This is a genomic window from Paenarthrobacter sp. TYUT067 (assembly GCF_023656375.1).
Taxonomy (GTDB): domain Bacteria; phylum Actinomycetota; class Actinomycetes; order Actinomycetales; family Micrococcaceae; genus Arthrobacter.
Genome location: NZ_JAMOIT010000003.1, coordinates 23,225 through 47,679, shown reverse-complemented (window position 1 = coordinate 47,679; position 24,455 = coordinate 23,225). Strand labels below are relative to the sequence as shown.

24 protein-coding genes are annotated in these 24,455 nt (G+C 61.5%); 14 read left to right on the top strand and 10 right to left on the bottom strand.

From position 1 onward, the window contains the following. Position 1: 1 nt before the first annotated feature. Complete coding sequence (locus tag MOD31_RS03215) at positions 2-1,387, top strand: MBL fold metallo-hydrolase RNA specificity domain-containing protein (RefSeq protein ID WP_250819831.1); 1,386 nt, start codon at positions 2-4, stop codon at positions 1,385-1,387. A gap of 99 nt (positions 1,388-1,486) precedes the next feature. Next, the gene (locus MOD31_RS03210) at positions 1,487-2,350 is read left to right on the top strand and encodes a universal stress protein (protein ID WP_166842064.1); all 864 of its coding nucleotides are present in this window, start codon (positions 1,487-1,489) and stop codon (positions 2,348-2,350) included. Between the two features lie 91 nt (positions 2,351-2,441). Here the strand turns inward: MOD31_RS03210 and MOD31_RS03205 are convergent, their stop codons facing one another. Both MOD31_RS03205 and MOD31_RS03200 read right to left on the bottom strand, forming a co-directional pair. Continuing rightward, on the bottom strand, positions 2,442-2,885 hold the full coding sequence (locus tag MOD31_RS03205; protein ID WP_166842063.1) for a universal stress protein: 444 nt from the start codon (positions 2,883-2,885) through the stop codon (positions 2,442-2,444). Positions 2,886-3,010: 125 nt separating this feature from the next. Beyond that, a complete protein-coding gene (locus MOD31_RS03200) occupies positions 3,011-4,213 on the bottom strand; it encodes a GAF domain-containing protein (protein ID WP_308196346.1) in 1,203 nt (400 codons plus the stop codon). A 384-nt stretch (positions 4,214-4,597) separates the two neighbouring features. Between MOD31_RS03200 and MOD31_RS03195 the strand changes: the two genes are divergently transcribed. The 9 genes from MOD31_RS03195 (at position 4,598) to MOD31_RS03155 (ending at position 11,598) form a co-directional block, all read left to right on the top strand. Further along, positions 4,598-4,927 carry a DUF3040 domain-containing protein gene (locus tag MOD31_RS03195; RefSeq protein ID WP_250819830.1) on the top strand — a complete coding sequence of 110 codons (330 nt, stop codon included), beginning with the start codon at positions 4,598-4,600 and terminating at the stop codon, positions 4,925-4,927. Then, entirely contained in the window at positions 4,924-5,391 is a 468-nt protein-coding gene (locus MOD31_RS03190; RefSeq protein ID WP_250819829.1) for a flavodoxin domain-containing protein, read from the top strand. The genes MOD31_RS03195 and MOD31_RS03190 overlap by 4 nt, the downstream gene beginning before the upstream one ends. Further along, on the top strand, positions 5,391-5,837 hold the full coding sequence (locus MOD31_RS03185; protein WP_142939395.1) for a universal stress protein: 447 nt from the start codon (positions 5,391-5,393) through the stop codon (positions 5,835-5,837). The genes MOD31_RS03190 and MOD31_RS03185 overlap by 1 nt, the downstream gene beginning before the upstream one ends. Continuing rightward, positions 5,834-7,240, top strand: a complete 1,407-nt coding sequence (locus tag MOD31_RS03180) for a DUF4389 domain-containing protein (RefSeq protein WP_250819828.1) — start codon at positions 5,834-5,836, stop codon at positions 7,238-7,240. Before MOD31_RS03185 ends, MOD31_RS03180 begins: the two co-directional genes overlap by 4 nt. Positions 7,241-7,443: 203 nt before the next feature. Continuing rightward, positions 7,444-7,914 (top strand): pyridoxamine 5'-phosphate oxidase family protein, encoded by a 471-nt coding sequence (locus MOD31_RS03175; protein WP_250819827.1) that lies wholly within the window; start codon positions 7,444-7,446, stop codon positions 7,912-7,914. A 24-nt stretch (positions 7,915-7,938) separates the two neighbouring features. Then, positions 7,939-8,895: an ABC transporter ATP-binding protein gene (locus MOD31_RS03170; RefSeq protein WP_142939398.1), complete on the top strand. Its 957-nt coding sequence runs from the start codon at positions 7,939-7,941 to the stop codon at positions 8,893-8,895. A gap of 20 nt (positions 8,896-8,915) precedes the next feature. After that, complete coding sequence (locus MOD31_RS03165; RefSeq protein ID WP_250819826.1) at positions 8,916-10,070, top strand: ABC transporter permease; 1,155 nt, start codon at positions 8,916-8,918, stop codon at positions 10,068-10,070. Next, the gene (locus MOD31_RS03160) at positions 10,067-11,233 is read left to right on the top strand and encodes an ABC transporter permease (protein ID WP_250819825.1); all 1,167 of its coding nucleotides are present in this window, start codon (positions 10,067-10,069) and stop codon (positions 11,231-11,233) included. The genes MOD31_RS03165 and MOD31_RS03160 overlap by 4 nt, the downstream gene beginning before the upstream one ends. After that, positions 11,230-11,598 (top strand): DUF5655 domain-containing protein, encoded by a 369-nt coding sequence (locus MOD31_RS03155; RefSeq protein ID WP_250819824.1) that lies wholly within the window; start codon positions 11,230-11,232, stop codon positions 11,596-11,598. The genes MOD31_RS03160 and MOD31_RS03155 overlap by 4 nt, the downstream gene beginning before the upstream one ends. 14 nt (positions 11,599-11,612) lie before the next feature. Here MOD31_RS03155 and MOD31_RS03150 read toward each other — a convergent pair whose 3' ends face one another. The 3 genes from MOD31_RS03150 to MOD31_RS03140 form a co-directional block, all read right to left on the bottom strand. After that, positions 11,613-12,461, bottom strand: a complete 849-nt coding sequence (locus MOD31_RS03150) for a pyruvate, water dikinase regulatory protein (protein WP_250819823.1) — start codon at positions 12,459-12,461, stop codon at positions 11,613-11,615. After that, on the bottom strand, positions 12,462-14,864 hold the full coding sequence (gene ppsA / locus MOD31_RS03145) for a phosphoenolpyruvate synthase (RefSeq protein WP_250819822.1): 2,403 nt from the start codon (positions 14,862-14,864) through the stop codon (positions 12,462-12,464). Between the two features lie 233 nt (positions 14,865-15,097). Continuing rightward, the gene (locus MOD31_RS03140) at positions 15,098-16,039 is read right to left on the bottom strand and encodes a LysR family transcriptional regulator (RefSeq protein ID WP_142939404.1); all 942 of its coding nucleotides are present in this window, start codon (positions 16,037-16,039) and stop codon (positions 15,098-15,100) included. A gap of 119 nt (positions 16,040-16,158) precedes the next feature. Here MOD31_RS03140 and MOD31_RS03135 point away from each other — a divergent pair, with 119 nt between their 5' ends. Genes MOD31_RS03135 through MOD31_RS03125 form a run of 3 tightly spaced genes read left to right on the top strand, consistent with a single transcriptional unit; the run spans position 16,159 to position 18,793 of the window. Next, complete coding sequence (locus MOD31_RS03135) at positions 16,159-17,151, top strand: DUF1852 domain-containing protein (protein WP_250819821.1); 993 nt, start codon at positions 16,159-16,161, stop codon at positions 17,149-17,151. Positions 17,152-17,171: 20 nt separating this feature from the next. Next, positions 17,172-18,218 carry a methionine synthase gene (locus tag MOD31_RS03130; RefSeq protein WP_142939406.1) on the top strand — a complete coding sequence of 349 codons (1,047 nt, stop codon included), beginning with the start codon at positions 17,172-17,174 and terminating at the stop codon, positions 18,216-18,218. A 2-nt stretch (positions 18,219-18,220) separates the two neighbouring features. Further along, on the top strand, positions 18,221-18,793 hold the full coding sequence (locus MOD31_RS03125; RefSeq protein ID WP_250819820.1) for a flavin reductase family protein: 573 nt from the start codon (positions 18,221-18,223) through the stop codon (positions 18,791-18,793). 178 nt (positions 18,794-18,971) lie between these two features. Here the strand turns inward: MOD31_RS03125 and MOD31_RS03120 are convergent, their stop codons facing one another. Genes MOD31_RS03120 through MOD31_RS03100 form a run of 5 tightly spaced genes read right to left on the bottom strand, consistent with a single transcriptional unit; the run spans position 18,972 to position 24,285 of the window. Next, positions 18,972-19,934, bottom strand: coding sequence for a carbohydrate kinase (locus tag MOD31_RS03120; protein WP_142939408.1), 963 nt, complete (start codon positions 19,932-19,934; stop codon positions 18,972-18,974). Continuing rightward, positions 19,931-20,992, bottom strand: a complete 1,062-nt coding sequence (locus MOD31_RS03115; protein ID WP_250819819.1) for an NAD(P)-dependent alcohol dehydrogenase — start codon at positions 20,990-20,992, stop codon at positions 19,931-19,933. Before MOD31_RS03115 ends, MOD31_RS03120 begins: the two co-directional genes overlap by 4 nt. Positions 20,993-21,032: 40 nt before the next feature. Continuing rightward, a complete protein-coding gene (locus MOD31_RS03110) occupies positions 21,033-21,947 on the bottom strand; it encodes a carbohydrate ABC transporter permease (RefSeq protein WP_250819818.1) in 915 nt (304 codons plus the stop codon). Continuing rightward, positions 21,944-22,912: a carbohydrate ABC transporter permease gene (locus MOD31_RS03105; protein ID WP_250819817.1), complete on the bottom strand. Its 969-nt coding sequence runs from the start codon at positions 22,910-22,912 to the stop codon at positions 21,944-21,946. The genes MOD31_RS03110 and MOD31_RS03105 overlap by 4 nt, the downstream gene beginning before the upstream one ends. A 20-nt stretch (positions 22,913-22,932) precedes the next feature. Next, the gene (locus MOD31_RS03100) at positions 22,933-24,285 is read right to left on the bottom strand and encodes a sugar ABC transporter substrate-binding protein (RefSeq protein ID WP_250819816.1); all 1,353 of its coding nucleotides are present in this window, start codon (positions 24,283-24,285) and stop codon (positions 22,933-22,935) included. Positions 24,286-24,455: the final 170 nt, after the last annotated feature.

Sequence of the window (24,455 nt, the reverse complement as noted above, 5' to 3'; positions counted from 1 at the left end):
CATGAGCACCAAAAACCCCTCTACGCTCCGCTTTCTTGGCGCAACGGACACCGTTACCGGCTCGCGCTACCTTGTGGACATCCACGGAACTCGAATCCTTGTGGACTGCGGGCTCTTCCAGGGCTACAAACGGCTGCGCCTGCGGAACCGGCAGCCCTTCCCAGTATCCCCTGCCTCCATTGATGCCGTCCTGCTGACGCACGCCCATCTGGACCATACGGGCTATGTTCCCAAGCTGGTGAAGGATGGTTTCAGAGGTCCTGTCTACGCCACTCACGGGACGAATGAACTGTGCAAACTCCTGTTGCCCGACAGCGGACACCTGCAGGAAGAAGAGTCCAGGTACGCCGATCACCGTGGGTCCTCTATCCACACCCCTGCTTTGCCCCTCTATACAGCGGCCGATGCCGTGAAGTCGCTCAACAGCTTCCACCCCGTTGCGTTCGATGAGCCCCTCGACCTCGGCGGCGGCGTCGAGGCCACGTTCGTACCCGCCGGCCACATTTTGGGAGCAGCCCAGCTTCAGATCCGGGTGGGCGGCAACTCCCTTCATTTCACCGGCGATCTGGGCCGCGACGATGACCCCCTCATGTATCCTCCCCGGCAGCTGGAGGCAGCCGACGTGTTGGTGACGGAGTCCACGTACGGCAACAGGACGCATCCAGCCAGCAGCCCGGAAGCTGAACTCGGCGAGGTGGTTTCCCGGGTGGCCAAGCGGGGAGGAGTGATTCTGGTAGCGGCATTCGCCGTTGGCCGGGCCGAAACACTCATGCTTCAGTTGGCAAGGCTTCGCAGAAAAGGTGCCATACCGGACATTCCCGTCTATCTGAACAGTCCCATGGCCATAGACGCTTCCTATATGTACCAGAAGCATCCGGACGAACACCGCCTGCGCCCTGATGAATTCAAGGATATGTACGGGGTGGCCGTCATGACCCGGACGGCGGACGATTCCAAGCTCCTGAACCTCAGGGGTGGCCCCATGATCATCATCTCCGCAAGCGGGATGTTGACGGGTGGACGGATTCTGCATCACATCGAGGCGTACGGCAATGACCCCAACAATGCGATTGTCCTGAGCGGTTACCAGGCCGCCGGCACCAGGGGTGCAGCGCTGGCGGCAGGTTCGCGTGAACTGAGGGTCTATGGGCAGGACGTCAAGATCAGGGCCGAGGTGGTCCAATTGGAAGGTTTCAGCGCACACGCCGATTCCGATGCCATCCTCCGATGGATGCATTCAGCCGCGCAAGCCCCACGAATGACGTACATCACCCATGGAGAGCCGGATGCATCTGAAGCCCTTCGCCTCCGCATCAAATATGAATTGGGGTGGAAGGCCCGTGTCCCGGAATATCAAGAGACCGTCTCCATCGCCACACCGGAATAAGGACTTCCGGCCCTAACCGGTCCTATGAACCCGGTACAAACTGGCAACAAGGCCCCGGCAAAGGTCCGGGGAACTCGTCAACGAAGAACGGGCCCAGCCATGAATGAAGCAATTGTCGTAGGTGTCAACGATTCACCCAGCAGCGAGGCTGCCATGGGATGGGCCATGCATCGAGCAGCCACCTTGAAGCTGCCGGTTCAGCTTGTCCACGCCGTGGATGACCGCTGGGCGTACGATTCTGTGGGGTACAACGAATGGATCCGGGAATCCGGCATCAACTTTCTTGCAGCCGCCAAGGACCGGGCCGCCAAGATGGAACCCACCGTCAAGGTCACCACCGACCTCGTCTCAGGTGGTGCCGGTTACGCTTTGGGCAAGAGGTCCAAAAAGGCCGCCATGGTGGTCATTGGTTCAGGCCATGGCTGGGCTGGCGGTTCCCTGACCGATCGCGCCTTGCAGGTTGCTGCCGTGGCGCGTTGTCCCGTTGCAGTCATCGGTGAGCACGACATGACAAACCGCAAAGGAATTGTGGTCGGAGTGGACGGTTCTGAAGAGTCCACCCAGGCCGTCGCGTTCGCTGCGGCGGAGGCCGACCGTCAGGGCCAGGAGCTGACTGTTCTCCATGCCTTCCTCACGCCGGAACCGTGGGTTACCCGCGGTGTACCCCGCACCAACTACTTTGAGGTCATCACGGAAGAGGAGCGCGTTGTACTGGCCGAAACCGTCGCCGGATTGGCAGACAAGTACCCGGATTTGGTGGTGCACCAGGTCCTCGACACCCACACACGGCCCGCGGAAGCACTGCTCGCGGCCGGGGCCACTGCACAATTGCTGGTGGTTGGCAGCCGCGGACGGGGCGCCTTCAAACGCCTCTTGTTGGGTTCGACGGCGCATGCGGTTCTCACCAAATTGCCGTGTCCCACGATTATCGCGCGCATCAGCCCCGTCAAGCACTCCGACTGAAAGAACCATCACACCCCGAACCCGGGGCACTGAAAGTGCGGACTTGCCAGCCCTCGGGCAAGCCCGCACTTTCGTGTTAAGCACTCATTCATCATTCCTTTTCGGGGGTGTGCACCACAAGAACCGGGCATTGTGCGTGTGCGACGCAGGCCGAACTGACCGATCCCATCAGTAGACCGCCGAAGCCGCCATGGCCGCGCCTGCCGACGACTACCAACTCTGCTCCGCGGCTTGCTTTGATCAGTCCTTGCCGTGGATGGCCCTGTTCCAGATGCGAAATGACGTTGTCAGGCACGTCAATGCCGAATGCCTTTTCGACTGACTCGTTCAGGACTTGTCCGGCCGCTTCCTCAAAACCGGTGATCCCCATGGCAACGTAGCCTTCGAAAACCGGCGGGAAATCCCAATACGCAACGGCCTCAACGGTCGCCCCCAGCGGGACGGCAAGGCGCTGAGCCTCGCGGAGCGCCTCAATGGATGCCTCCGATCCATCCACACCTACAACTACCCTGCCTGGCGATGTGTTCCCTACCATGATGTCCTCCGGCACTCTCTGGTGTTACCGCGCTCTGGCGTTCCTGAACTTATGACGTGCAGTCTTGCCAGAATGGCGTGAACGGCTACCGGGGAACAGGGCCGAAGGTCACAGTGGCGCGGACCTCAGCCAGCCTTATCTGCGGATCGGAGTTGTTCGATGGTCGACCTCAGCGTGCGGATCGTCTCGTCCAGTTCTTCGGTCAGGGCCGCCATCCGCTCCAACGCCGCCGGATCATCCATGAATCGCCTGAGGTTCTGAATGCCCAAACCCGCAGCAAACAAGCGTTGAATCACCAAGTCGTGCAAATCGCGCGCAATGCGTTCCCGGTCCGAGAGCACCACGCTTTGTTGCCGAAGGGCGCTCGCACGGACAAGATCCAAGGCCAACCCTATTCTGCTGCCGAAAAGCGCGCTGGAATCAACATCCGAACGGGTGTATGCGGGAGCCCCGGTACCGCGGGCCAACAGGAGGGCTCCATTGTCCGTTCCACGATGACCCAAAGCCGACACAAGCACAGGGCCCAGCTTCTCCGTCAAGTCAACGCCCAGAACGTGATGAGGGTCCTTCACCACAAGGGATTCGCCGGTTTCGATAACGGATAACACGATCTGCGAACCGGTGAGCTCCTGCCCGGCGTAGAGGCCCTGTACCCCGATCGCCGACCGGCACAGCACTCTTCCGTCTGACGCTGGGACCGCAACGACAGCAAGAATGGATTCCGACGCCCGAAGGGCCGCTTCGGCCACGAGATCAAGGTGACTGGCGCCGTCGTCGAACTCGTTTGTGATCAGCAGGCTACCTAACTCCACACCGGCCTCGAGCCACCGTTGCCTGCGGTGGCTCTCGTCGAACAGCCGGGCGTTCTGGATGGCAACCCCGGCGGCCGCCGCCAAGGCTACAGCCAACTCTTCATCGGCAGCGGTGAAATCCAGCCCGTCCTTCTTTTCCGTCAAATACAGGTTGCCAAAGACGACGTCGCGGACCCGGATGGGTACGCCGAGGAAACTTTTCATGGGGGGATGGTTCCTGGGGAATCCACTCGCCATCGGATGCTGGCCAAGGTCGTGGAGCCGTAAGGGCAGCGGTTCCCGGATCAAGTGGCCCAACACGCCGTGACCAGTTGGCAGATCACCAATTGACCTGATGCCTTCGTCGTCAATCCCCACAGTGACGAAGTGACTAAGTTGCTGATCCTCACCGATGACACCCAAGGCACCATATCTCGCATCCACCAGGGTGCAGGCTGACGTGACCACCCGGTCCAAAACGGCTTCCAAGCTCAGTTTGTCCGCCATGGACATGACCGCATCAAGCAAAGTGTTCATTTGCTCCTGGGCATGAAGCAATTCGTCGGCCCGCTCCACGAATTCGCTAAGGAGCGTATTTACACGCCCCTTCAGTGGGGACCTCCACGGTTGGTCTGCGCCCACAGGTCATGCCTCCCTTGTGCCAAGCGAGAGTACTTCTTTGCCGAGTCTAAGGGACTCCTGTGGATACAAGAACATCTCCCTGCCGGACTCCAGTAAAGGTTTAAACACTCGGTATTTGTCCGGGCTGGTGGTGCCCTGAACAATGGTCTCGCCCAGTCGCCGATAATTCGGACCGATACTCCCGGGCAAAGTCTTAGGTCCCGAAATCCGGAGTGACTTTCGGCCCTGTTTCCTGATTCCGGCACCACACATGCTGGGAGGGAAAGCAGGAGGCACACCATGGCACTTTCGGAGTTCGAGCGGCTCGAACTACAGAAAATATCGCAGGCCCTTCAGGAGGAGGACCCCAGGCTGGCAGCACTGATGAGCGTGGATGATCTGAACCGACGCCGATGGAAGGGCATAAAGCGAGGCTTCCTCGCTGCGCTTGCCGGGCTCGGACTGCTGCTGGTGAGTTACCCAGTGGGCAGTCTGGCACTGGGAGTGCTGGGCTTCCTTGTCATGGGTGCAGGAACGTACTGGGCGACCGTTTTCATAGGTGACCGCCCTCTTCACGGGAAGCCCCGCCCCCGAACACACACCCACGAGAAGAACAAGGAACAGTCATGAAAGCACTGGTCGTTTACGATTCCGGCTTTGGCAACACCAAGGCGATTGCTGAGGCCATTGCAGCAGGCCTCAGCTCACTCAACGCGAAAGTGTTGCCCGTCGGACAGCTTCGACCCGAAGATATCTCATCAGAGGACCTTTTGGTGGTGGGAAGCCCCATCAACGGGTGGCGCCCAACCCAGAAGACCACCGAGGCTCTATCCCGTCTTGGTAAACATGGACTCTCAGGAGTGGTTGCTGTCGGCTTTGATACGAGGGTCAAGTTGTTCATCCATGGGGATGCGGCCAAGAAGATCACCAAAACCCTGCATGACGCCGGAGCCAGCATTATTGCCAAACCAATGGCCTTCTACGTCAAGGGAACCGAAGGGCCCCTGCTTGATGGAGAGACGTCCCGGGCAAGGGCGTGGGGTAAAGAACTCCTGGCAGTTGCCAAAGCCCATGGAAGCCAGAGGAGCGCGTGATGGCAAGCTGGCTTGACCCGAGCAAGATCATTGTAGGCGTCGACGGATCCCAAGCCTCGGTGGAAGCGCTACGCCAAGGACAGCGCATTGCCCTGGCTCTTGACGCACCGCTTGAAGCGTGGGGTTGCTGGGAGATGCCGCTGGGATACGAAGGATATCTTGCGCTGGGAATTGATGGATTCGCCCATGATGCGGAGGATCGACTCAACAAGGCAGTGTTGGAGGCGTTTGGTGCTGAAAAGCCCCGGAACGTCAGTTCCCGACTTGTTCAAAGTTCACCCCGTGCCGGGCTGGTTGAAGGCAGCAAGCATGCGTCGCTTCTTGTAGTAGGCAGGCGCGGTCACGGTGGTTTTGGGGGACTTCTGCTGGGCTCGGTCAGTTCGGCTTGCGTTGCGCACGCGCACTGCCCTGTTTTGGTGGTTCACTCCCCCGAAAAGGGCTCTTGAGTGACTATTGGGCAGATGTCCATCCCGGCAGCTCCAGGCGACCGGCGGCATGGCTCGCTACTTCCCAAGACGACGGAGCCTTCTTCACCTCCCCAACAGAGCGGTACACGGTTTCGTCCCGAGCATTGGTCTCCCCCCAACTCGATGCCGTGGGCGAGGGTACGCCCCAAAGGCTTCCCTTTGACGTCGGAACGCTCAGGCTCCGGGCCACCGCGACCGACCCCGGCCGCCAAGTGTTCATCGGCATTGCACCCCAAACCGAGGTGGACGCGTACCTTGCAGAGGTACACCACACCGAATTGCGTGACGTGAAATTCCAGCCCTTCCGGCCTGTTTACAGGGATGTCCCAGGATCATCCGCTCCCGCAGCGCCCGGCGCCCAGCAGTTCTGGGCAGCATCAGCTTCCGGCCCGGGTGAGCAAGAGCTCACGTGGAATATAGCCCCCGGAAATTGGACGGTGGTGGTGATGAACGCTGACGCCAGCGCCGGGGTCGCCGCGGACCTGCAAGCCGGCTTCCGCTCCGACCTCATCAAACCCGCAGCACTGGGCTTGCTGATCGCCGGAGTCCTGGCCATCCTGACCGGCGTGCCGCTGTTGGTGTTGGGCGCCGTAGGTCTGGGCCGTAGCGGAGGCTTGCCGGGGAAGCCCCCGTCGACATCTGCGGCAGCACCAGACTCTGCACCGGCGAGCGCCATGAACTCACCGCTTCATTTCACCGGACAGTTGGACTCCGCCCTGTCTCCATGGATGTGGCTGGTGAAATGGTTCCTCGCCATCCCCCATTTCTTTGTGCTGTTTTTCCTTTGGTTCGCGTTCGCTGTCACCAGCATCATTGCCTGGTTCGCCATCCTCTTCACGGGCCGCTACCCGCTATCCCTCTTTCGCTTCAACGTCGGCGTCCTCCGATGGAACTGGCGTGTGGCCTTCTATGCCTACGGCGTAGGTGGAATCGATCGCTATCCCCCGTTCAGCCTCTCCAGGACGAACTACCCGGCGAATTTGGAGGTGGATTATCCGGCGCGCCTCTCCCGGGGCCTGGTACTTGTCAAGTCCTGGTTGCTGCTCATACCGCACCTACTGATCGTGGGGGCGTTCACGGGAACGGGGACGTGGGCTTGGAGGACCGAGGACGGCCCCGCCGGCGTGATCAATGATCGCGGCGGAGGACTGTCCTTGCTGAGTCTGCTGGTGCTCATCGCCTTGGTAATCCTGCTGTTCACCGGCAGCTATCCGCGCCCCCTGTTCGGCCTTACCATGGGCATCAACCGCTGGGTCTACCGTGTGCTCATCTACGGAGCCCTCCTGCGCGACGAGTATCCGCCCTTCCGCCTGGACCAAGGTGCCTACGATCCGGAGCCAATGCAGCCCACGAATGCTGACGGAAGGGCCGACCTGCCGTGATTGGCGGCCGCATCGCCGCGGTAGCACCGGCGTCGCGAGGAAACGCACGACGGCGAGTGGTCGCCGTCGCGGTTTTGCAGCCAAGGCGGTGTTCGCTGTGCGGCTTTCGCTAATAACCGCCGCGAGGACGGCCGCAGACGTTCCGGGATCACTCGGGCCTTTGTGCCCTGTTGGGGGCCTGGCGCCGGGCCTAGGATCTCCCCATGACGGACAAAAACCTAGTGCCTGAGGCAGAAGTACTTGAATGGGACGATTGTTGGAGACTCCTAAGTGAGGCCAACGTCGGGCGGCTTTCTGTGATCGTCGACGGCCACCCGGATATCTTTCCCGTGAACTTCGCCGTAGACAACAACACGGTGGTTTTCAGGACCGGACCGGGAACCAAGCAGTGGGCCATGGAGGATGACGCCGTGGTAGCCATGGAGGCAGACTCCGTCAGTGCCGAATTCGGAATTGCGTGGAGTGTGGTGGTGAAAGGCACAGCTGAGGATGCAGGGGCCGATGGTCCTCGACTTGATGAGACCAGGCGGGCCCTTTTCCCATGGCAGGGAGTGGGACAGGACCAAGTCTTCAGAATTGTTCCGGCCTCGGTAACCGGGAGACGATTCGACCTTTCAGCGCCGATGTCGCTTCAAACTCCACTCAACGACGCACCACGGACCGGCTTGGAATAGCGCGGTGCGCCCTTGAAGAATCAGGTGGCACCGCCTCGCACCGGAACAGTCTTGTCAGCAGACCGGCTCGTCAAGAAATTCGGTGACCTGACCGCCGTCGACGACGTCTCCTTCGCCATCGGCCCCGGTGAGACTTACGGCCTCCTTGGCCCGAACGGTGCCGGGAAGACCACCATCATCAACATGGTTGCCGGTCTGATCCCTGCCGATTCCGGATCAGTTGATGTGGCCGGTATCAGGATGGACCCAGGGAGTGTCGCCGCGAAACGCAACCTGGGGCTGGTCCCCCAAGAGCTCGCTATCTATCCGGATCTGACGGCACGCGAGAACCTGAATTTCTTCGGCCGGCTCCAGGGTCTTGGCCGTAAGGAGTTGTCCTCCAGAGTGGACACGGTTTTGGATCTCCTTGGCCTGACTGAGCGTGCCGGCGAACAAACCAAAAAGTACTCCGGTGGCATGAAGCGTCGTCTGAATATTGGTATCGGTTTGCTCCACCGCCCCGGTCTGCTGATCCTTGACGAACCGACGGTGGGAGTTGACCCACAGTCACGCAACTCAATTCTTGAAGCGGTGGGAAACCTCTCAACGGAGGGCACCGCGGTCCTCTACACCACCCATTACATGGAAGAAGCAGAGCGCCTATGTGACAGGATTGCCATCTTGGACCAAGGCCAGGTCCAGGCTGAAGGAACCAGGGACGAGCTCATTACGCTCACCGGCGGAGTGGACCGTATCAGCCTCGTGGGGACCGGCCGGACCACGGCAGCAGCTCAAGCACTGACGTCGCTCGACGGTGTTCACCGCGTCACTGATTCCGGAGGAACCGAACTGATACTCACCGTCACGGACGGTGCAGCTCTCCTCGCAGGCATAGTAACTACCGCAGCCCGATCAGGAATGACCCTGGCATCGGTATCCGTGACACGTCCGGACCTCGAATCGGTTTTCCTGCATTTGACCGGCAAAGCGCTCAGGGACTGACCGTGCGAGCACTATGGACCATGGTCGGCAATGATCTACGTCAACGGCTGAGGGACAAGTCGGTGCTCATCTTTTCGCTGATCGTCCCCTTGGCATTGATGGGCGTGCTGAGCTTGGCTTTCGGTCGACTGGGTACCGGCAGCGTCGACCTGCAACCAGCCACTGTCATAGCAAGCGTCGAAGACTCCGGCCCACTCGGTGCTGCGTTGCTCGAATCACTGGGTTCAGTCGAATCCATGAAGGTCACCGTACGTCAGGTGTCATCGGAGGCCGTGCGCCCGGAAACCCGCACTACCGGTGCCGCCTTGGGCATCGTCATCCCGGCCGGCTTCAGTTCCGCCTTGGCTACCGGGCAACCGTCCGCCCTGCAACTTATCGAAGGCAGCGGGTCCGTCCTCGAGACAAGTGTCTTGATCTCTATCGTGACCGGAATCGTGGACCAGTTCACCGCTGCGTCGGTAACGGAGGCAGCGGCGAGACTGGGTGGAGTCCCCCCTGATGCTGCGGCAGGCATTGGACGAATCGCGGTGACCGGCGACCCGATCCTCCATGTCACGGAAGGAATCGCGCCAGCCGGGCAGTTGTCGCTTCGGGCCGGCTTGGTGGCCGGTCAAACGGGCTTATTTCTATTGTTCACGGTGGGGTTCGGGGTCCTAGGACTACTGGCGGAAAAGGAACAGGGAACACTCGCCAGGATCAGATCCACCGCCGCACCGCAGTGGACCGTCGTCGCCGCCAAAGCTCTTGTCGGTTTCTCGTTGGGAGTCGTCGCAAGTGGCGTGCTGCTTGCCAGCGGCACGCTCCTCTTCGGCGTTAACTTCGGCTCCCCGGCCGTTGTGGGCTTGTTAGTCCTCGGGGCAGCGGCGGCGGCCACCAGCCTAACCTTTGTCGTGGCCAAAATGGTTCGGACAGCAGAACAGGCCAATGTGGCGCAATCCATTGTTGCCATGGTGCTGGGTATCGCGGGAGGCGCCTTCTTCCCCATCCAAGCGTCAGGTTTCATGGCGGTCCTGATGGATTTGAACCCGGTGGGTGCATTCATCCGGGGCCTCGGAATCTCTGCCGGTGGCGGCGGCGTCGCAGAAATCGCCGTGCCTTTGGTGACGATGTGGGGATTCGCGGTTATTTGCGTCATGGTCTCCCTCTTCCTGCCGGACCGCGGAGCCAAGGCATGAAAGCGATCCTGGCCATCGCCGGCGTGGAGGTGCGGCGCTTCCTGCGGGACCGCTCCAACATCTTTTTCGTCTTTACCTTCCCGCTCCTGCTGATTCTGTTATTGGGCACCCAGTTCGGTTCGAGCCGCGCGGAAACCCGGGTTAGCCTCACTGGTGGATCCGGGACGGCGCTTGAGTCCGTTGTGACGGAACAATTGGAAGCCGACGGCCTGCAGGTGGAATCTGTCACCGCCCAAGTGATGCACGAACAGCTGGCGCGCGGAAGGGCCGACGTCGGGCTCGTCATCCGCGACGAAGCCGCCGCCGCGTTCGACGACGGACGCCGTGCGGAGCTGCAGATTCTCACTGCGTCGCAAGCATCAGCCCAAGCAGCACTACAGGAAGTCAGGGGTTCCCTGGGCGCCATCAGCATGCGGCACAGCCAGCTCGCAGCTTTGGAGCAGGCCGGCCTGCCGGCCGAGGCAGCGGAGGCTGCCGTGGCGCAGGCGCAGGAAGCTTTCCAGCCACCCCGCGTAGAGATCCTCGACACCGACAACACCGCGCAGGAGTTCCGTGGACTTGGGGTTTTCGAACTCGGAGCGGTGCAGCAGCTGCTGCTGTTCATCTTCCTCAGTTCCCTGACCGGTGCCGCCACGCTGATCCAGGCCCGCCGTTACGGCGTCATCCCGCGTACCATGTCAGCACCCGTATCCAGCGGCCAAACGATTGCCGGGCAGGCAGTGGGAAGATTCGGGATTGCATCAGTCCAAGGTGCGTACATCCTGGTAGGTACGGCCCTGCTCTTCGGCGTTGATTGGGGCAACCTCTGGCTCACGGCAATGGTCTTGATAGCCTTCAGCGCCGTCGCCGCAGCAGCCGCCATGATCATCGGCTCACTGTTGGATCACGACGGCGCCGCAACAGGTATCGGAATAGGCGCAGGTCTCGTGCTGGCTGGCCTGGGAGGCTGCATGGTGCCACCCGAGTTCTTCGCCGAACCCCTTCAGAGCATCTCGCGGCTGACTCCACATCGGTGGGCCTACGACGCCTTGGCCGCCATCCAACGGCAGGACGCTTCCTTCACGGACATACTTCCCGCTCTCGGCGTCCTGGCAGCGATGGCCGCTATTCTCCTTATGTGTGGCGCGTGGCTCCTACGACGCAGCCTCCAAAGGGCGCTATGAGACCAGTTTTGCCCACGGACGCAGAGTCGTTTTTTGATGGATCTCCTCAAGGCCTCGCCATCTGCCGGGCCGTCCTTGCCGTTGTGGGTGGACTCGGTGATTTTCGGGTCAACGTATCCAAGAGCCAGATCGCCCTTCGGCGGCATCGTGGATTCGCCTACTTGTGGCGGCCTGACAAGTACGTCCATTCGAGGGTACCGGCGGTGTTGTCGTTGGCTTTGCCCTACGAGCTCGGCTCCCCACGGTTCAAAGAAATCGTTCATCCCGCTCCTTCCGTGTGTATGCATCACTTGGAACTCCACGATCCAAGCATGGTTGATGCCGAGGTGAGGCAGTGGATCAGGGAGGCCTTTGAGGCGGCATAGCGCAGTAACGCCACTCAGTGATGCAACTGCATGCGCTGAAGGACGGTGGCTGATATCTCTTCCACGGACATGGAGGCCGAGTTTACGTACGGAACGTTGTTGGCCCGGTACATCTCTTCCGCGTTGCGAAGCTCGTAGGTGCACTGGGTCAAGGACGCATAGTTGCTGTTGGGTCGTCGTTCTTGTCGGATCTGGCTGAGCCTGACGGGCTGGGAGATGAGGCCGAAGCACTTGCGTGCGAACGGCAAAAGGGGTTTAGGCAGGGCCATGGTGTCGAAGTCTTCCTCGACGAGGGGGAAGTTGGCAGCGAGAATTCCATGCTGCAGCGCAAGGTACATGGTGGTGGGAGTTTTACCGCAGCGTGAAGGGGCAATGAGTATTAGTTCGGCGCGTTCCAGCGCCCGGAGCGACTGACCGTCGTCGTGCTCTATTGCGTACTCAACAGCTGCCATGCGGGACTGGTACCGCACCGCGTCACCGAGCCCGTGGGCCTGTCCGGGCTGTCCGCTCGCGGACGCGCCCAGTGCTGTCTCGAGTTGGCCGATGTGTGTGCCGAACAGATCGAAGAAGAGGCCCCGGCTTTGGGCCAGCACGGCACGGATGTCATGGCCAACCGCCGTTGAAAAGATGATAGGCCGAGGCCCCGAGCCTGCGATCCTGTCGATCGTTGCCACTACCTCGCGCGCCTGCTCGACGGTGGTGATGAACGGGATGGTTTTTCGCTCCAGCCGCTGGCCCGGGAACTGGCTCAATAGCGTGTTTCCCAGTGTTTCGGCGGTGATGCCGGTGCTGTCCGAGAGGAAGAACACCGTGGGGTTGGACGCGTGGTCCTCCCCCACGGTGTTTCTTTGCAGATCCTCCATTTAGACGGTGGTCTCGCTGCTGGTTCGTGCCAGGCGAAGCCAGGTTTCGGTGACGGCGTCGGGGTTCAGCGAAATGGAGCTAATACCCTGATCCAGCAGCCACTCGGCGAAGTCCGGGTGGTCGCTGGGGCCCTGCCCGCAGATGCCAACGTATTTGCCCCGGGCGCGGCAGGCAGTGATGGCCATTTCCAGAAGCTTGGTGACTGCGGGGTTGCGCTCATCAAAGCCTTCAGCGACCAGCGCGGAGTCCCGGTCCAGCCCGAGTGTGAGCTGGGTCAGGTCGTTGGAGCCGATCGAGAAACCGTCGAAGTACTCCAGGAATTCATCGGCCAGAAGGGCATTGGCTGGAAGTTCGCACATCATCACGATCTCCAGCCCGTTCTCGCCCCGGCTGAGCCCGTTGGCAGCGAGGAGCTCAGTCACACCTCGGGCTTCGTCCAAAGTACGCACAAACGGGACCATGAGCTTGATGTTGGTCAGGTCCATGTCGTTGCGGACGTATTTCAGGGCTTCGCACTCGAGTTCGAAGGCCTGCCGGAAGGACTCGGACAGGTACCGGGATGCGCCCCGGTACCCGATCATCGGATTTTCCTCTTCGGGTTCGAACGCCGGCCCGCCCAAGAGGTTGGCGTACTCGTTGGACTTGAAGTCGGAAAGCCGGATGATGACCGGTTCCGGAGCAAAGGCAGCCGCGATGGTGGAGATGCCTTCGGCAAGGCGCTGCACATAGTAGTCTCGGGGCCCGGCATATGCGACCGTCTTTTCCTGGATCTGGCGCACCGTGAAGTCATCGAGTGTTGCCGGGCGCTCGATTTCGCCGGCAACAGCCAATAGCGCGTTCGGGTGGATCCCGATCTGGCGGTTGATGATGAATTCGAGCCGGGCCAAGCCAACCCCGTGGTGTGGGAGGCGGGCGAAGCTGAAGGCCTGCTCCGGTGTGCCGACGTTCATCATGATCTTCACCGGCGCTTCGGGCATGGTGTCCAGGCTGGTTTCATGCAGGGTGTAGTCCAGCAGGCCTTCGTACACCAAGCCTGCTTCGCCTTCGGCGCAGGATACCGTCACTGGGGTTCCGTCCTTCAGGATCTGGGATGCGTAACCGGTCCCGACGACGGCGGGGATGCCAAGTTCACGGGCGATGATGGCAGCATGGCAGGTTCGTCCGCCACGATCCGTGACAATCGCGGCAGCCTTCTTCATGATTGGTTCCCAATCAGGGTCAGTCATGTTCGCCACCAGGACGTCGCCCTCCTGGAAAGACGCCATCTGATCAATCGAGCTCAGTACCCGGACCTGGCCGGCACCAATCCGCTGACCAATGGCCCGGCCCTCCACCAACACCGTTGAACGTTCGGTGAGGGTGTACTGGGACGTCGTCCCGGCAGCCTTGCGGGACTCCACCGTTTCCGGGCGGGCCTGAAGGATGTACAGTTCCCCGTCGGCTCCGTCCTTGCCCCACTCGATGTCCATGGGCCGCCCGTAATGCGCTTCGATGGCAAGTGCGTGGCGGGCCAAGAGTTCCACCTCGGCATCCGTCAGGCTGAAGCGGCTCCGCAGATCCCGCGGCACAGGTACAAAGTCCACAGTCTTTCCGACCTCCCCCGAGTCGGTGTAGACCATCTGCACAGCCTTCTCCCCCAGGCCCCGCTTCAGCACAGCCGGTCGACCCGCCGCAAGGGCCGGCTTGTACACATAGAACTCATCAGGGTTCACCGCGCCCTGGACAACCGCTTCGCCAAGTCCGTACGAGGAAGTGATGAAGACGGCGTCGTTGAACCCTGTCTCAGTATCCATCGTGAACATCACCCCCGAGGCGCCAATGTCGGAGCGGACCATGCGCTGGATTCCGGCCGAGAGTGCCACCTCCGAGTGGGTGAACCCGTGGTGGACGCGGTAGGCAATGGCCCGGTCGTTGTACAGCGACGCGAAAACGTCCTTAATGGCGACCAGGATATTCTCCACGCCACGGATATTGAGGAAGGTCTCCTGCTGGCCGGCAAACGATGCATCCGGCAAGTCCTCGGCTGTGGCACTTGAGCGCACCGCCCACGAAACATCCCCACCGTGCTCCGCGGTCAAGCGATCAAACGCGGTGCGGATGCCCGTCTCGAAAGCGGAAGGGAAAGGCGTCTGCCGGATCAGGTCGCGGATCTTCTGCCCTACCCGCCCCAACGCGACGACGTCGTCGCTGTCAAGACCCTCCAGGATGCTTTCGATGCGGGCATCCAGGCCTGATTCGCTCAGAAACCGGCGATACGCATCGGCCGTCGTAGCGAAACCGTCCGGAACCTTGACGCCGGCGGAAGCGAGGTTGCGTACCATCTCGCCAAGGGATGCGTTCTTGCCTCCGACTTGGTCGAGGTCGGACAGGCCAAGCTCAGAAAACCAGAGAACATCAGTCATAGGTCGTGCTCCTTAGTTGACACACGCGTCGTTGCGTGAATGTCGATATGGAAAGGCTCGCTGCTTTATGACCGACCCTGCAAATGGATGTGACATGGACAACACAGAATGCATGTAATGAAAGGTCATTGAACGCGCCCTACGCCAAAACCAGCACCCCCGGTTCCCACAACTACGTCCAGTCACTGAGTGGCAAAGAGCTGAGTGGCAAAGACTCACCCGCTCAACAGCGGTCAGTCGATCAGCGCGACGCCAAACTCAGCGACGACGGCCCGCAACTCCCTGAGGTAATGCTGCGCTTGGTCGGTGAGAGGAATCGCAGCGTGGCCGATCCAGCCGATCTCGATGCGTTCTTCAACATCCAGCGGGATGGCGACGATCTCCGGGTCGAGTTGCCCGCTGATGATCCCGGTCGAGATCGTGTAGCCGTGGAGCCCGATCATGAGGTTGAAGATCGTGGCACGGTCAGAGACCCGGATCTCCTGCTTGCTGGACAAGGTCGAGAGAATCTCCTCGGCGAAATAGAAGGAGTTGTTCGCACCTTGGTCGAAGGTCAGCCGCGGCAAGCCGGCGAGATCATCCAGAGTCGCACGCTTCTTTGAGGCGAGCGGGTTTTTACGTGAAATGAAGATGTGCGGATCGGCAAGGAAGAGCGGTGTGAACGCGAGCCCGGATTCCCGGAGCAGCTTGTCGATGACCTTCCGGTTGAAATCGTTCCGGTAAAGGATGCCTATCTCGCTGCGGAGCGTCCGGACATCCTCAATAATGTCCCAGGTACGGGACTCACGCAGGGAAAACTCGTATTCAGCCACATCGGAGGCCTTGACCATCCGGACGAAGGCGTCCACCGCGAACGAGTAGTGCTGCGTCGACACCCCGAGCAGACGTCGCCGCGGTGGCCTACCAAGGTAGCGCTGCTCGAGGAGAGCGAACTGCTCCACCACCTGCCTCGCGTAGCCCAGGAACTCCACCCCGTCGGCGGTGAGCGTGACTCCGCGGGCGGAGCGGACCAGGAGCTCACGGCCCACCCGGGCCTCAAGGTCCTTCATCGCTGCTGACATGGTCGGCTGCGCTACATAAAGAAGATCTGCAGCCGCGGAGATCGAACCCTCAGCTGCAACTTCAATGAAATAGCGGAGTTGCTGCAGGGTCAGTCCGCTCGAAAGTTGGGGCATAGGAAAAGTCTATATGAACGCATAGTAACGCCTAGTTACCCGATACCCTCGGGATGATTGCACCATGGATACATCACCTTCTGAAAGGCCGTCTCCGGCCATCAACGGATTGGCAGCACATGGCAGACGACTTCACCTTCAGCATCACCACGACTCCCTTCGACGAGGACTACTCACCGTCCGAAGGCTCGCGTATTACAACAAATTTCGCCAACCTGGCACGGGGCGAGCACCGCCAGGAGAACCTCCGCAACGCCTTGACCATGATTCGGCGCCGCTTCAACGACCTCGCTAGCTGGGACAACCCGGACCGGGACCGTTACACGCTGGAGCTTCAGATCGTTTCCGTGCAGATAGAATTCACGGCAGAAGGTACGGATCAGCAGTTCCCGCTGTTCGAGGTTCTCAACATCCAGATCGTCGACCAACTGAACGGGGTCCGCCACCAAGGGATCGTCGGGAACAACTTCTCCTCCTACGTCCGTGACTTCGACTTCAGCGTTGTACTGCCAGCGGCAGCAGCCGAGGCAGGCAAGCCCACCGTCCCCGGGGACTTCGGCGATCTTCACGGCAAACTCTTCCAGCAGTTCCTCGATTCCCCGGCATGCCAGGAGCGCTTCCCGCAACCGCCAGTGGTGTGCATCAGCGTCTCCACCAGCAAGACGTACCGGCGAACCGAGAACCGTCACCCCGTCCTGGGCGTTGAGTACCAGCAGGACGAGTTCTCGCTGACGGACGCGTACTTCGCGAAGATGGGACTGCAGGTTCGCTACTTCATGCCACGCGGCAGCGTTGCGCCGCTCGCCTTCTATTTCCGCGGCGACCTGCTCAACGACTACTCCAACCTGCAGCTGATCGGCACCATCAGCACCATGGAGACGTTCCAGAAGATCTACCGCCCGGAGATTTACAACGCGAACTCCGCCGCCGCCGTCGTATATCAGCCCAGCCTGGGCGAGCAGGATTACTCGCGGACCCAGATCGCTTACGACCGCGTCGAGCGCAGTCAGCTCGCGATCACCCAGGCGAAGTACACGGAGGAACACTTCATCACGCCCCACAAGGATCTATTGGACCAGTGGACCGCCAAATACCCCGCCCTCGTCAACTGACCCACGGAGAATCGCCAATCATGAACACACTTTTGCCCACCACCCTTGTGGGAAGCCTGCCGAAACCATCATGGCTCGCACAGCCGGAGACCCTGTGGTCTCCGTGGAAGCTGGACGGAGATACGCTGCTCGAGGGCAAGCAGGATGCGCTGCGCATTGCCATCCACGAACAGACCCGACGCGGCATCGACATCGTCAGCGACGGCGAGCAAACCCGCCAGCACTTCGTCACCACCTTCATCGAACACCTCAGCGGGGTCGACTTTGAACAGCGCAAGACCGTGCGCATCCGTGACCGCTACGACGCGAGTGTGCCGACCGTCGTCGGACCCGTGCGCCGCGAGCGGCCGGTATTCGTCGACGACGCGAAGTTCCTCCGCGCAACCACCGACAAGCCGATCAAGTGGACCCTCCCCGGTCCAATGACCATGGTGGACACTCTTTTCGATGACCACTACAAGAGCCGCGAGAAGCTGGCCTGGGAGTTCGCCACGATCCTGAACCAGGAGGCGAAAGAACTGGAGGCGGCCGGGGTGGACATCATCCAGTTCGACGAACCCGCGTTCAACGTCTTCCTTGACGAGGTCAAAGACTGGGGCGTGGCTGCGCTCGAGAGAGCGGCAGAAGGACTGCGCGCGGAGACCGCCGTGCATATCTGCTACGGCTACGGGATCAAGGCGAACACTGACTGGAAGGCGACGCTCGGCTCACAGTGGCGGCAGTACGAGGAAACATTCCCGCTGCTTCAGAGCTCAAGCATCGACATCATCTCGCTGGAATCCCAGAACTCCCACGTGCCCATGGACCTCATCGAGCTCCTCCGCGGCAAGAAAGTCATGCTCGGGGCAATCGACGTCGCGAGCGAGACCATTGAAACGCCGGAGGAGGTGGCCGACACCCTCCGCAAGGCCCTGCAGTTCGTCGATGCGGACAAGCTCATCCCCAGCTCCAACTGCGGCATGGCACCGTTCCCCCGCGACGTCTCACTGGCCAAACTGAGTGCTCTCAGCGCAGGAACGAACATCGTTCGCGAGGAGCTCACACGCTCCGCCCCCCAGGTGTCATAACCATGTTTCACGCCTACCCCCCAGACACTTGGGTCCAGGCTCCGGCGCAAAGCTTCCCGTCCTCCCTCTCGGCCGACGACTTCAAAGCACTGTTCCGTGGCCACCCGGGAGGTGTCGCCGTCATCACGGCGGATGCCGGCGAAGGACCCGTGGCACTGACAGTATCGTCGGTGGTTTCAGTCAGCGCGGAACCTCCGTTGCTGATCTTCTCGGTCTCGGCACTGTCCTCTGCATCCGAGGTGCTTTCACGCGCCGAAACCGTCGTCGTGCACCTGCTGGACGCGCACGACGTCCACTTGGCCAAGTTCGGAGCGACCCCTGGCGTCGACCGTTTTGACCAGACGCACCGCTGGTCGACCCTTGCAACCGGCGAGGCGGTGTATGACGATGTCCGCGCCTGGGTGCGCTGCGCCGTCATCAATCGCATGGAGGTGGGAACCTCCACAATCATCGCCGTTCACGCCCTGGAGTCCCGCGTGATGCGTGACGTCCAGGCGGGCGAACCCGGCGACGCTCTGGTCTACCACAACCGCTCATGGCACCGTCTGGGCGAGCATTCCAAGTATGAGGGCTGAGCGCCGCCCCAACAATGCGAGGCAGCAAACCGAACGGCGCACGACGGCGGGAGCATAACTCCCGCCGTCGTCCTCGTTAACGTCGTCATCGTTAACGTCGGATAGCGTTCGCGGGCCACGTTTCGCAGGACACGGGGGCTGCTGGAGCGTCGCTTCCAAGGACTTGAGTAGCTGGGCATTATCGAGGGGCCCGACCCAAAGTAGACAGCGGCCCAAGTTCGATCGCGGTTGGCGGGTTTGCCCCTGCCCTGGAACAGGTAATTGCAGCGGCCCTGGTGGCATACGCGGCCACAAGCAACAGCTCGTCCTCGGATAACGCGTTCAGCTTCTTCCTGCCTGCCGCACCGAGGGCACACACTTGGGCCAGACCCGAGATGAGCCCCGCCATGAACGAGTCCCCGGCCCCCACGGTATCCGCCACGACGATCCTCTCGGCAGGCATCTGCACCCGACCCCGACGCGTGAGGATCACAGGACCGGCCGCACCCCTCGTCAACGCAAGCAATGAAGGACCGAGCTCCAGCCATGCCTCCAGTGATTCCGTTGGTGTCCTGTCCGGGTAGAGCCAAAGGAGGTCCTCGTCGCTGGCCTTCACGACGTCGCTGGCGGCAACGAACTGTTCAACCCGCGCCCGGGCCCGAGCCACATCCGGACTGATGGCGGGCCTGCAATTTGGATCGAAACTGACGGTTGCGGACTCCCGGGCTGCCCGCACAAGCGACAACGTGGACTCGTCCCCCGGCGCGAGGACGGAGGCGATCGACCCCGTATGAACGTGACCGGCGGACCGCACGGCTTCCGCCGCCGAAGTCCAAGCATCGTCTAGGTCCCAGCTGACATCGAAGACATACGTCGCGGCACCGTCGGCACCCAGGGTGGCAGTCGCCGTCGACGTCGGTGCGGAGCCGCCTTTGATGACTCCGACGCCATTGCTGCTGAGGTGCTTCTCCAGCGATGCGCCGTGGGTATCATCGGCGTAGTGCGTCACAAGACTGGTCCGCATGCCGAGCCGTGAAACACCAACAGCGACGTTCAGCGGGCTCCCGCCGGGATAAGCCTGGGACGTAGCCGCGTGGGGATCTCTGATCACGTCCACCAGCGATTCCCCAACCACCGTGACTAAAAGATCCGTGTGATTCATCGGCCCGGGTACACCACGGCTTTGAGCTGCCCCGGCTGCTTGCCGGCGGTCAGCGCCGCCTCGGAATCAGCGAGCCCGAACTTGCCCGTGACTAGGATGTCGAGGTCTACTTTGCCGTCCGCGAGGAGTTGGATGGCCAGCGGCCAGGTGTTGGTGTAGCGGAAGACGCCGGAGAGCCAGATCTCGCGGTTCTGGATGTAAGAGACAGGCAGTTCGACGTCGTCTGCGCCGAGTCCCACCAGGATTACGCGGCCCGCAGGACCCACGGCTTTAATCCCGGAACGGACCGCCTGAGGTGCTCCGGAAGCGTCAATAAACGCATCGACGTCGAGCCCTTCCACCTTATCCGTCAGGGCGTTCAGCGCGTGCGTCGCACCGTGCTTCAGGGCGAAGTTAAGGCGGTCTTCGGCGATGTCCGTGACGTAAATTTCGCTTGCGCCGAAGGCCCGCGCGGCCTGCGCAGCGATGATGCCGATAGGACCGGCGCCGGCGATCAGGACCCGGCTGCCGGGTTTGATTTCTGCGCGTTCGCAGGCCCAGAGCCCTACCGAGAGCGGCTCAATCAGTGCAGCGGCTTCGTCGCTGACATCATCCGGGATGTCGTACGCGAAGTCGCTTTGAATGGTGACGTACTCGGCGAACGCGCCGTCCACCGGCGGGGTGGCATAGAACTCCATCTTCGGGCAGAGGTTGTAGCGTCCGGCCTTGCACTGCTTGCAGGTCCGGCAAGGGCCTTGGGGCTCGACGGCGACCCTCGCACCGATGCGAGCGGGGTCCACGGAGCTTCCGACGGCGGCAATCCGCCCTGCGAGTTCGTGGCCGAGGATCAAGGGGTGGTCCACCACATAATCACCGATCCGGCCGTGCTCGTAGTAGTGGACGTCGCTTCCACACACTCCGACCGCGGAAACCTGCACCAGCACTTGGTCGGCGTCGAGGTGCGGGACGGGCAGCGTCTCCATGGTCATCTGGCCTTGGCGCTGCAGGACGGCGGCGCGCATGGTGGCCGGCAGTTCAGGCTGGTCGAGCAGCGGGGTCTGAGTGGTTGAGGTTGTCATGATGGGGGTCCTTTGGAGTTGGTTACTTAGCCGCGTCGAATTACTTGACGGCGCCGAGCGAGAGGCCTTGGACGAGCTTGTCCTGTGCTGCGAATCCGGCGAACAGCACAGGGAGCGAAATGACGACGGCGGCCGCGCAGACCTTCGCGAGGAAGAGGCCCTGGCTGGAGACAAATCCGGTCAGGAACACGGGAGCCGTGCCGGCCACAACGCCGGTGAGCACTCGGGCCAGCAAGAGCTCGTTCCAGCTGAAGATGAAGCAGATCACGGCCGTGGCCGCGATGCCCGGCATCGCCACGGGTGCTATGACCTTGCGAAGCGTGAGGATCAGGTTGGCGCCATCGATCTGTGCAGCTTCCAGCATTTCGACTGGGACTTCGGCGAGGAAGGACCGCATCATCCACACCGCGATAGGCAGGTTCATGGACGTGTACATGAGGATCAAGAACCATATGTTGTCCAGCGCGCCTACGGTCTTGGCGAAGAGGTACAGCGGAAGGATCGCTGCGACCACCGGCATCATCTTGGTGGAGAGGAAGAAGAACATGACGTCCGTCCACTTCTTCACCGGCCGGATGGACAGGGCATACGCGGCTGGGATGGCCAGGACAAGCACCAGGACGGTGGACAGGATGGAGGCCGTGGCGGAGTTGATCAGCGAAGGCCAAGGGCTAACGCCGGACGTCTCACCGAAGAACTCTTTGTAGGCATCCAGGGTGAGATTCGCAGCCAAGGACGGAGGGTTGGTGGCGGCGTCCGACTCGGAGTGGAACGAGGTCAGGATCATCCACAAGACGGGCGTAGCGAAAAGCAGGGCCAGCAGCCAGGCTGCGATGCCGGCAGCTGTGTTGTTGCGGGTGGGGTCCATCCGCGACTTGCCGCGACGACGGACGCCGGTAGGCGTGCTGGATTTTTCAGGCGTGATGCGGGCTGCGGTGTGACTGAGTGTGCTCATCGTGTTGCCTCCTTCTTGAAGAGCGAGGAAACGGTGCGGAGGGCGAAGGTCGCCACGAGGATGGTGCCGATGACCACCACGACGCCGGCCGCGGAGGCCAGCCCGTATTCATTGGCGTAGTAGAAGGTCTGGTAGATCGCGTACGGAAGATTTGCGGTGCCCAAGCCTCCGGACGTAAGGGTGAATACGGCGTCGAAATTCTGCACAATGTAGATCGCACCCAACAGGCCTCCGAGTTCCAGGTACTGGCGAAGGTGCGGGAGTGTAAGGTGCCGGAAGATGGCCCACGGTGTAGCTCCGTCCATCTGGGCTGCCTCCACGGTATCCATGGGCCGGGACTGCAGCCCGGCCAGCAGGATGAGCATCATGAACGGAGTCCACTGCCACACCAGCGAGATGATGACCGCCATCAGCGGCGCTTGGGACAGCAGGTCCAACTGCGGAGGAGTGTCGCTGCCGAACAGGGACCAGATCCACGTCAGGACACCGTTGATCAATCCGTAGGTGGGGTTGAGCAGTGCGTGCTTCCAGATCAGGGCTGCGGCCACGGGCACCACAAGGAACGGGGCAATCAGCAGCGTCCTTGCCAATCCGCGTCCGATGAATTTCTTGTCCAGCAGCAGGGCCAGGCCTAGGCCGACGACCAGGCTGGCCAGGACCACGGCAACTGTGAGGAGGATGGTGGTGAAGATGGCTTGGCGGAGGTCGGGATCGGTGAGGACCGTGACGTAGTTCTCGAAGCCGGCGAAACCCGTGGTGCCGGGGCTCAGGCTGTTCCAGTTGAGGAACGAAATGATCAGTGTCACCACGAACGGGAGCTGCGTGACGATGATGAGGAAGATCAGGGCTGGAAGCAGCGGCGCACGCCGGGCCCAGGCCAGGGCGCGTTCCCGCGATGCTTTGCTTCGTGAAGGTTTTGGTGTGGCATGTCCCGGGCGGGAGATGCGCGCCGTTGCGGTAGTCATGATGTTCTCCTGCGGTTCGGTTATTGCTTGTTCTTGTACTTGTCGCCGACCTTTTGCGCGGCTTCCTGGCCCTTGGCCAAGGCATCAGCCACACTGCCTTGACCGGCAATGGCAGAGCTGACGCCCTGGGAGACGTTGGTGCCAAGAGCGGCGAACTCGGGGATGCCGACAAACTGGATGCCGACGGCGGGCCGCTCTTGGACGCCGGGGTTCTTAGGGTCTGCATTCTCGATGGCAAAACGTTCGGCTTCAAAGAACGGGGCAGCGTCCTGGAACTCGGCGTTCTCGTACGTGGAGATGCGCTTACCTGACGGCACCTTTGCCCAACCGAGCTTGGAGGCCACCAGTTCTTCGTATTCCTTGGAGCTGGCCCAAGCGATGAACTTTTCCGCCGAATCTGTCTTCTTCGACGCCGCCTGCAAAGCCCATGACCACGTCCACAACCAGCCGGCGGATGAGGTTTCCTTCACCGGAGCCTGCGCATAGCCAATCTTGCCCTTCACCGGGGAGGCCTCCGCCTCCAAGGCGCCGGCGGCCGAGGTGGCGTCGTACCACATGGCCACTTTGCTTTGCGTCAGGTTGTTCAGGCATTCGGTGAAGCCTGCCTGGGCTGCACCGGCCTGACCATGTTCCCGGACCAATTTGGTGTAGAACTCCGTTGCTTCCGTGAACTCGGGCGAATTGACCTTCGCGTTCCAGTCCTTATCGAACCAGGTACCGCCGAAGGTGTTGACCACGGTTGTCAGCGGCGCGAAGACCTGCCCCCAGCCCGGCTGGCCCCGAAGGCAGATGCCTTTCATCCCGGGTTCCGCCCCGTCCACCCTTGCGGCGAGCTCAGCCACTTCAGCCCAGGTGGGCTTCTCCGGCATGCTCAGGCCATTGGCGTCGAAGACGTCCTTGCGGTACATCAGGAAGGACGATTCACCATAGAACGGTTCGCCGTAGAGCTTGCCGTCGGCGCCAGTGAGGGACGCGGTGTAGGCCGGCAGAATATCGTCTTGCTTGAACTCAGGATCCTTGGCCACGTTGTCCAGTGGCGCCAACCAGCCATTGGCCGAGTAGAACGGGATCTCGTAGTTGGACAGCGAAGCGACGTCGTACTGGCCTGCCTGGCTGGAGAACTCCTGGCTGATCTTCGCCCGGACGTCGTTCTCCGGCAACACCGTGTAGTTCACGCGGATGCCCGTCTCCTTGGTGAAATTATCCGCAGTGAGCCTCTGCAGGTCTTCCATCTGCGGGTTGTTCACCATCAGGACGCTGATGCTGTTCTGGTCACCAGCTCCGGTTCCGCCCGCTCCGGCACAGGCCGTGGCGGATAGCGCGATGCACAGGGCGCCGGCTGCAAGGGCTGCCGCACGTGTTTTTGGGCGCATTGAGGACTCCTTCGTTCTTCATGGGGGTGCGCAGTCTCCGCACTCCTACTACTGCGTGGAAGTACAAGACCGGAGCGGGGCAATCGTCCGGGAATCCGGGGCGCCTCGCCGTCTTCGTCAACATTAGGCGTGTGGGGTGGGGCACAACTAGCGTCCTTGATGACGCATAC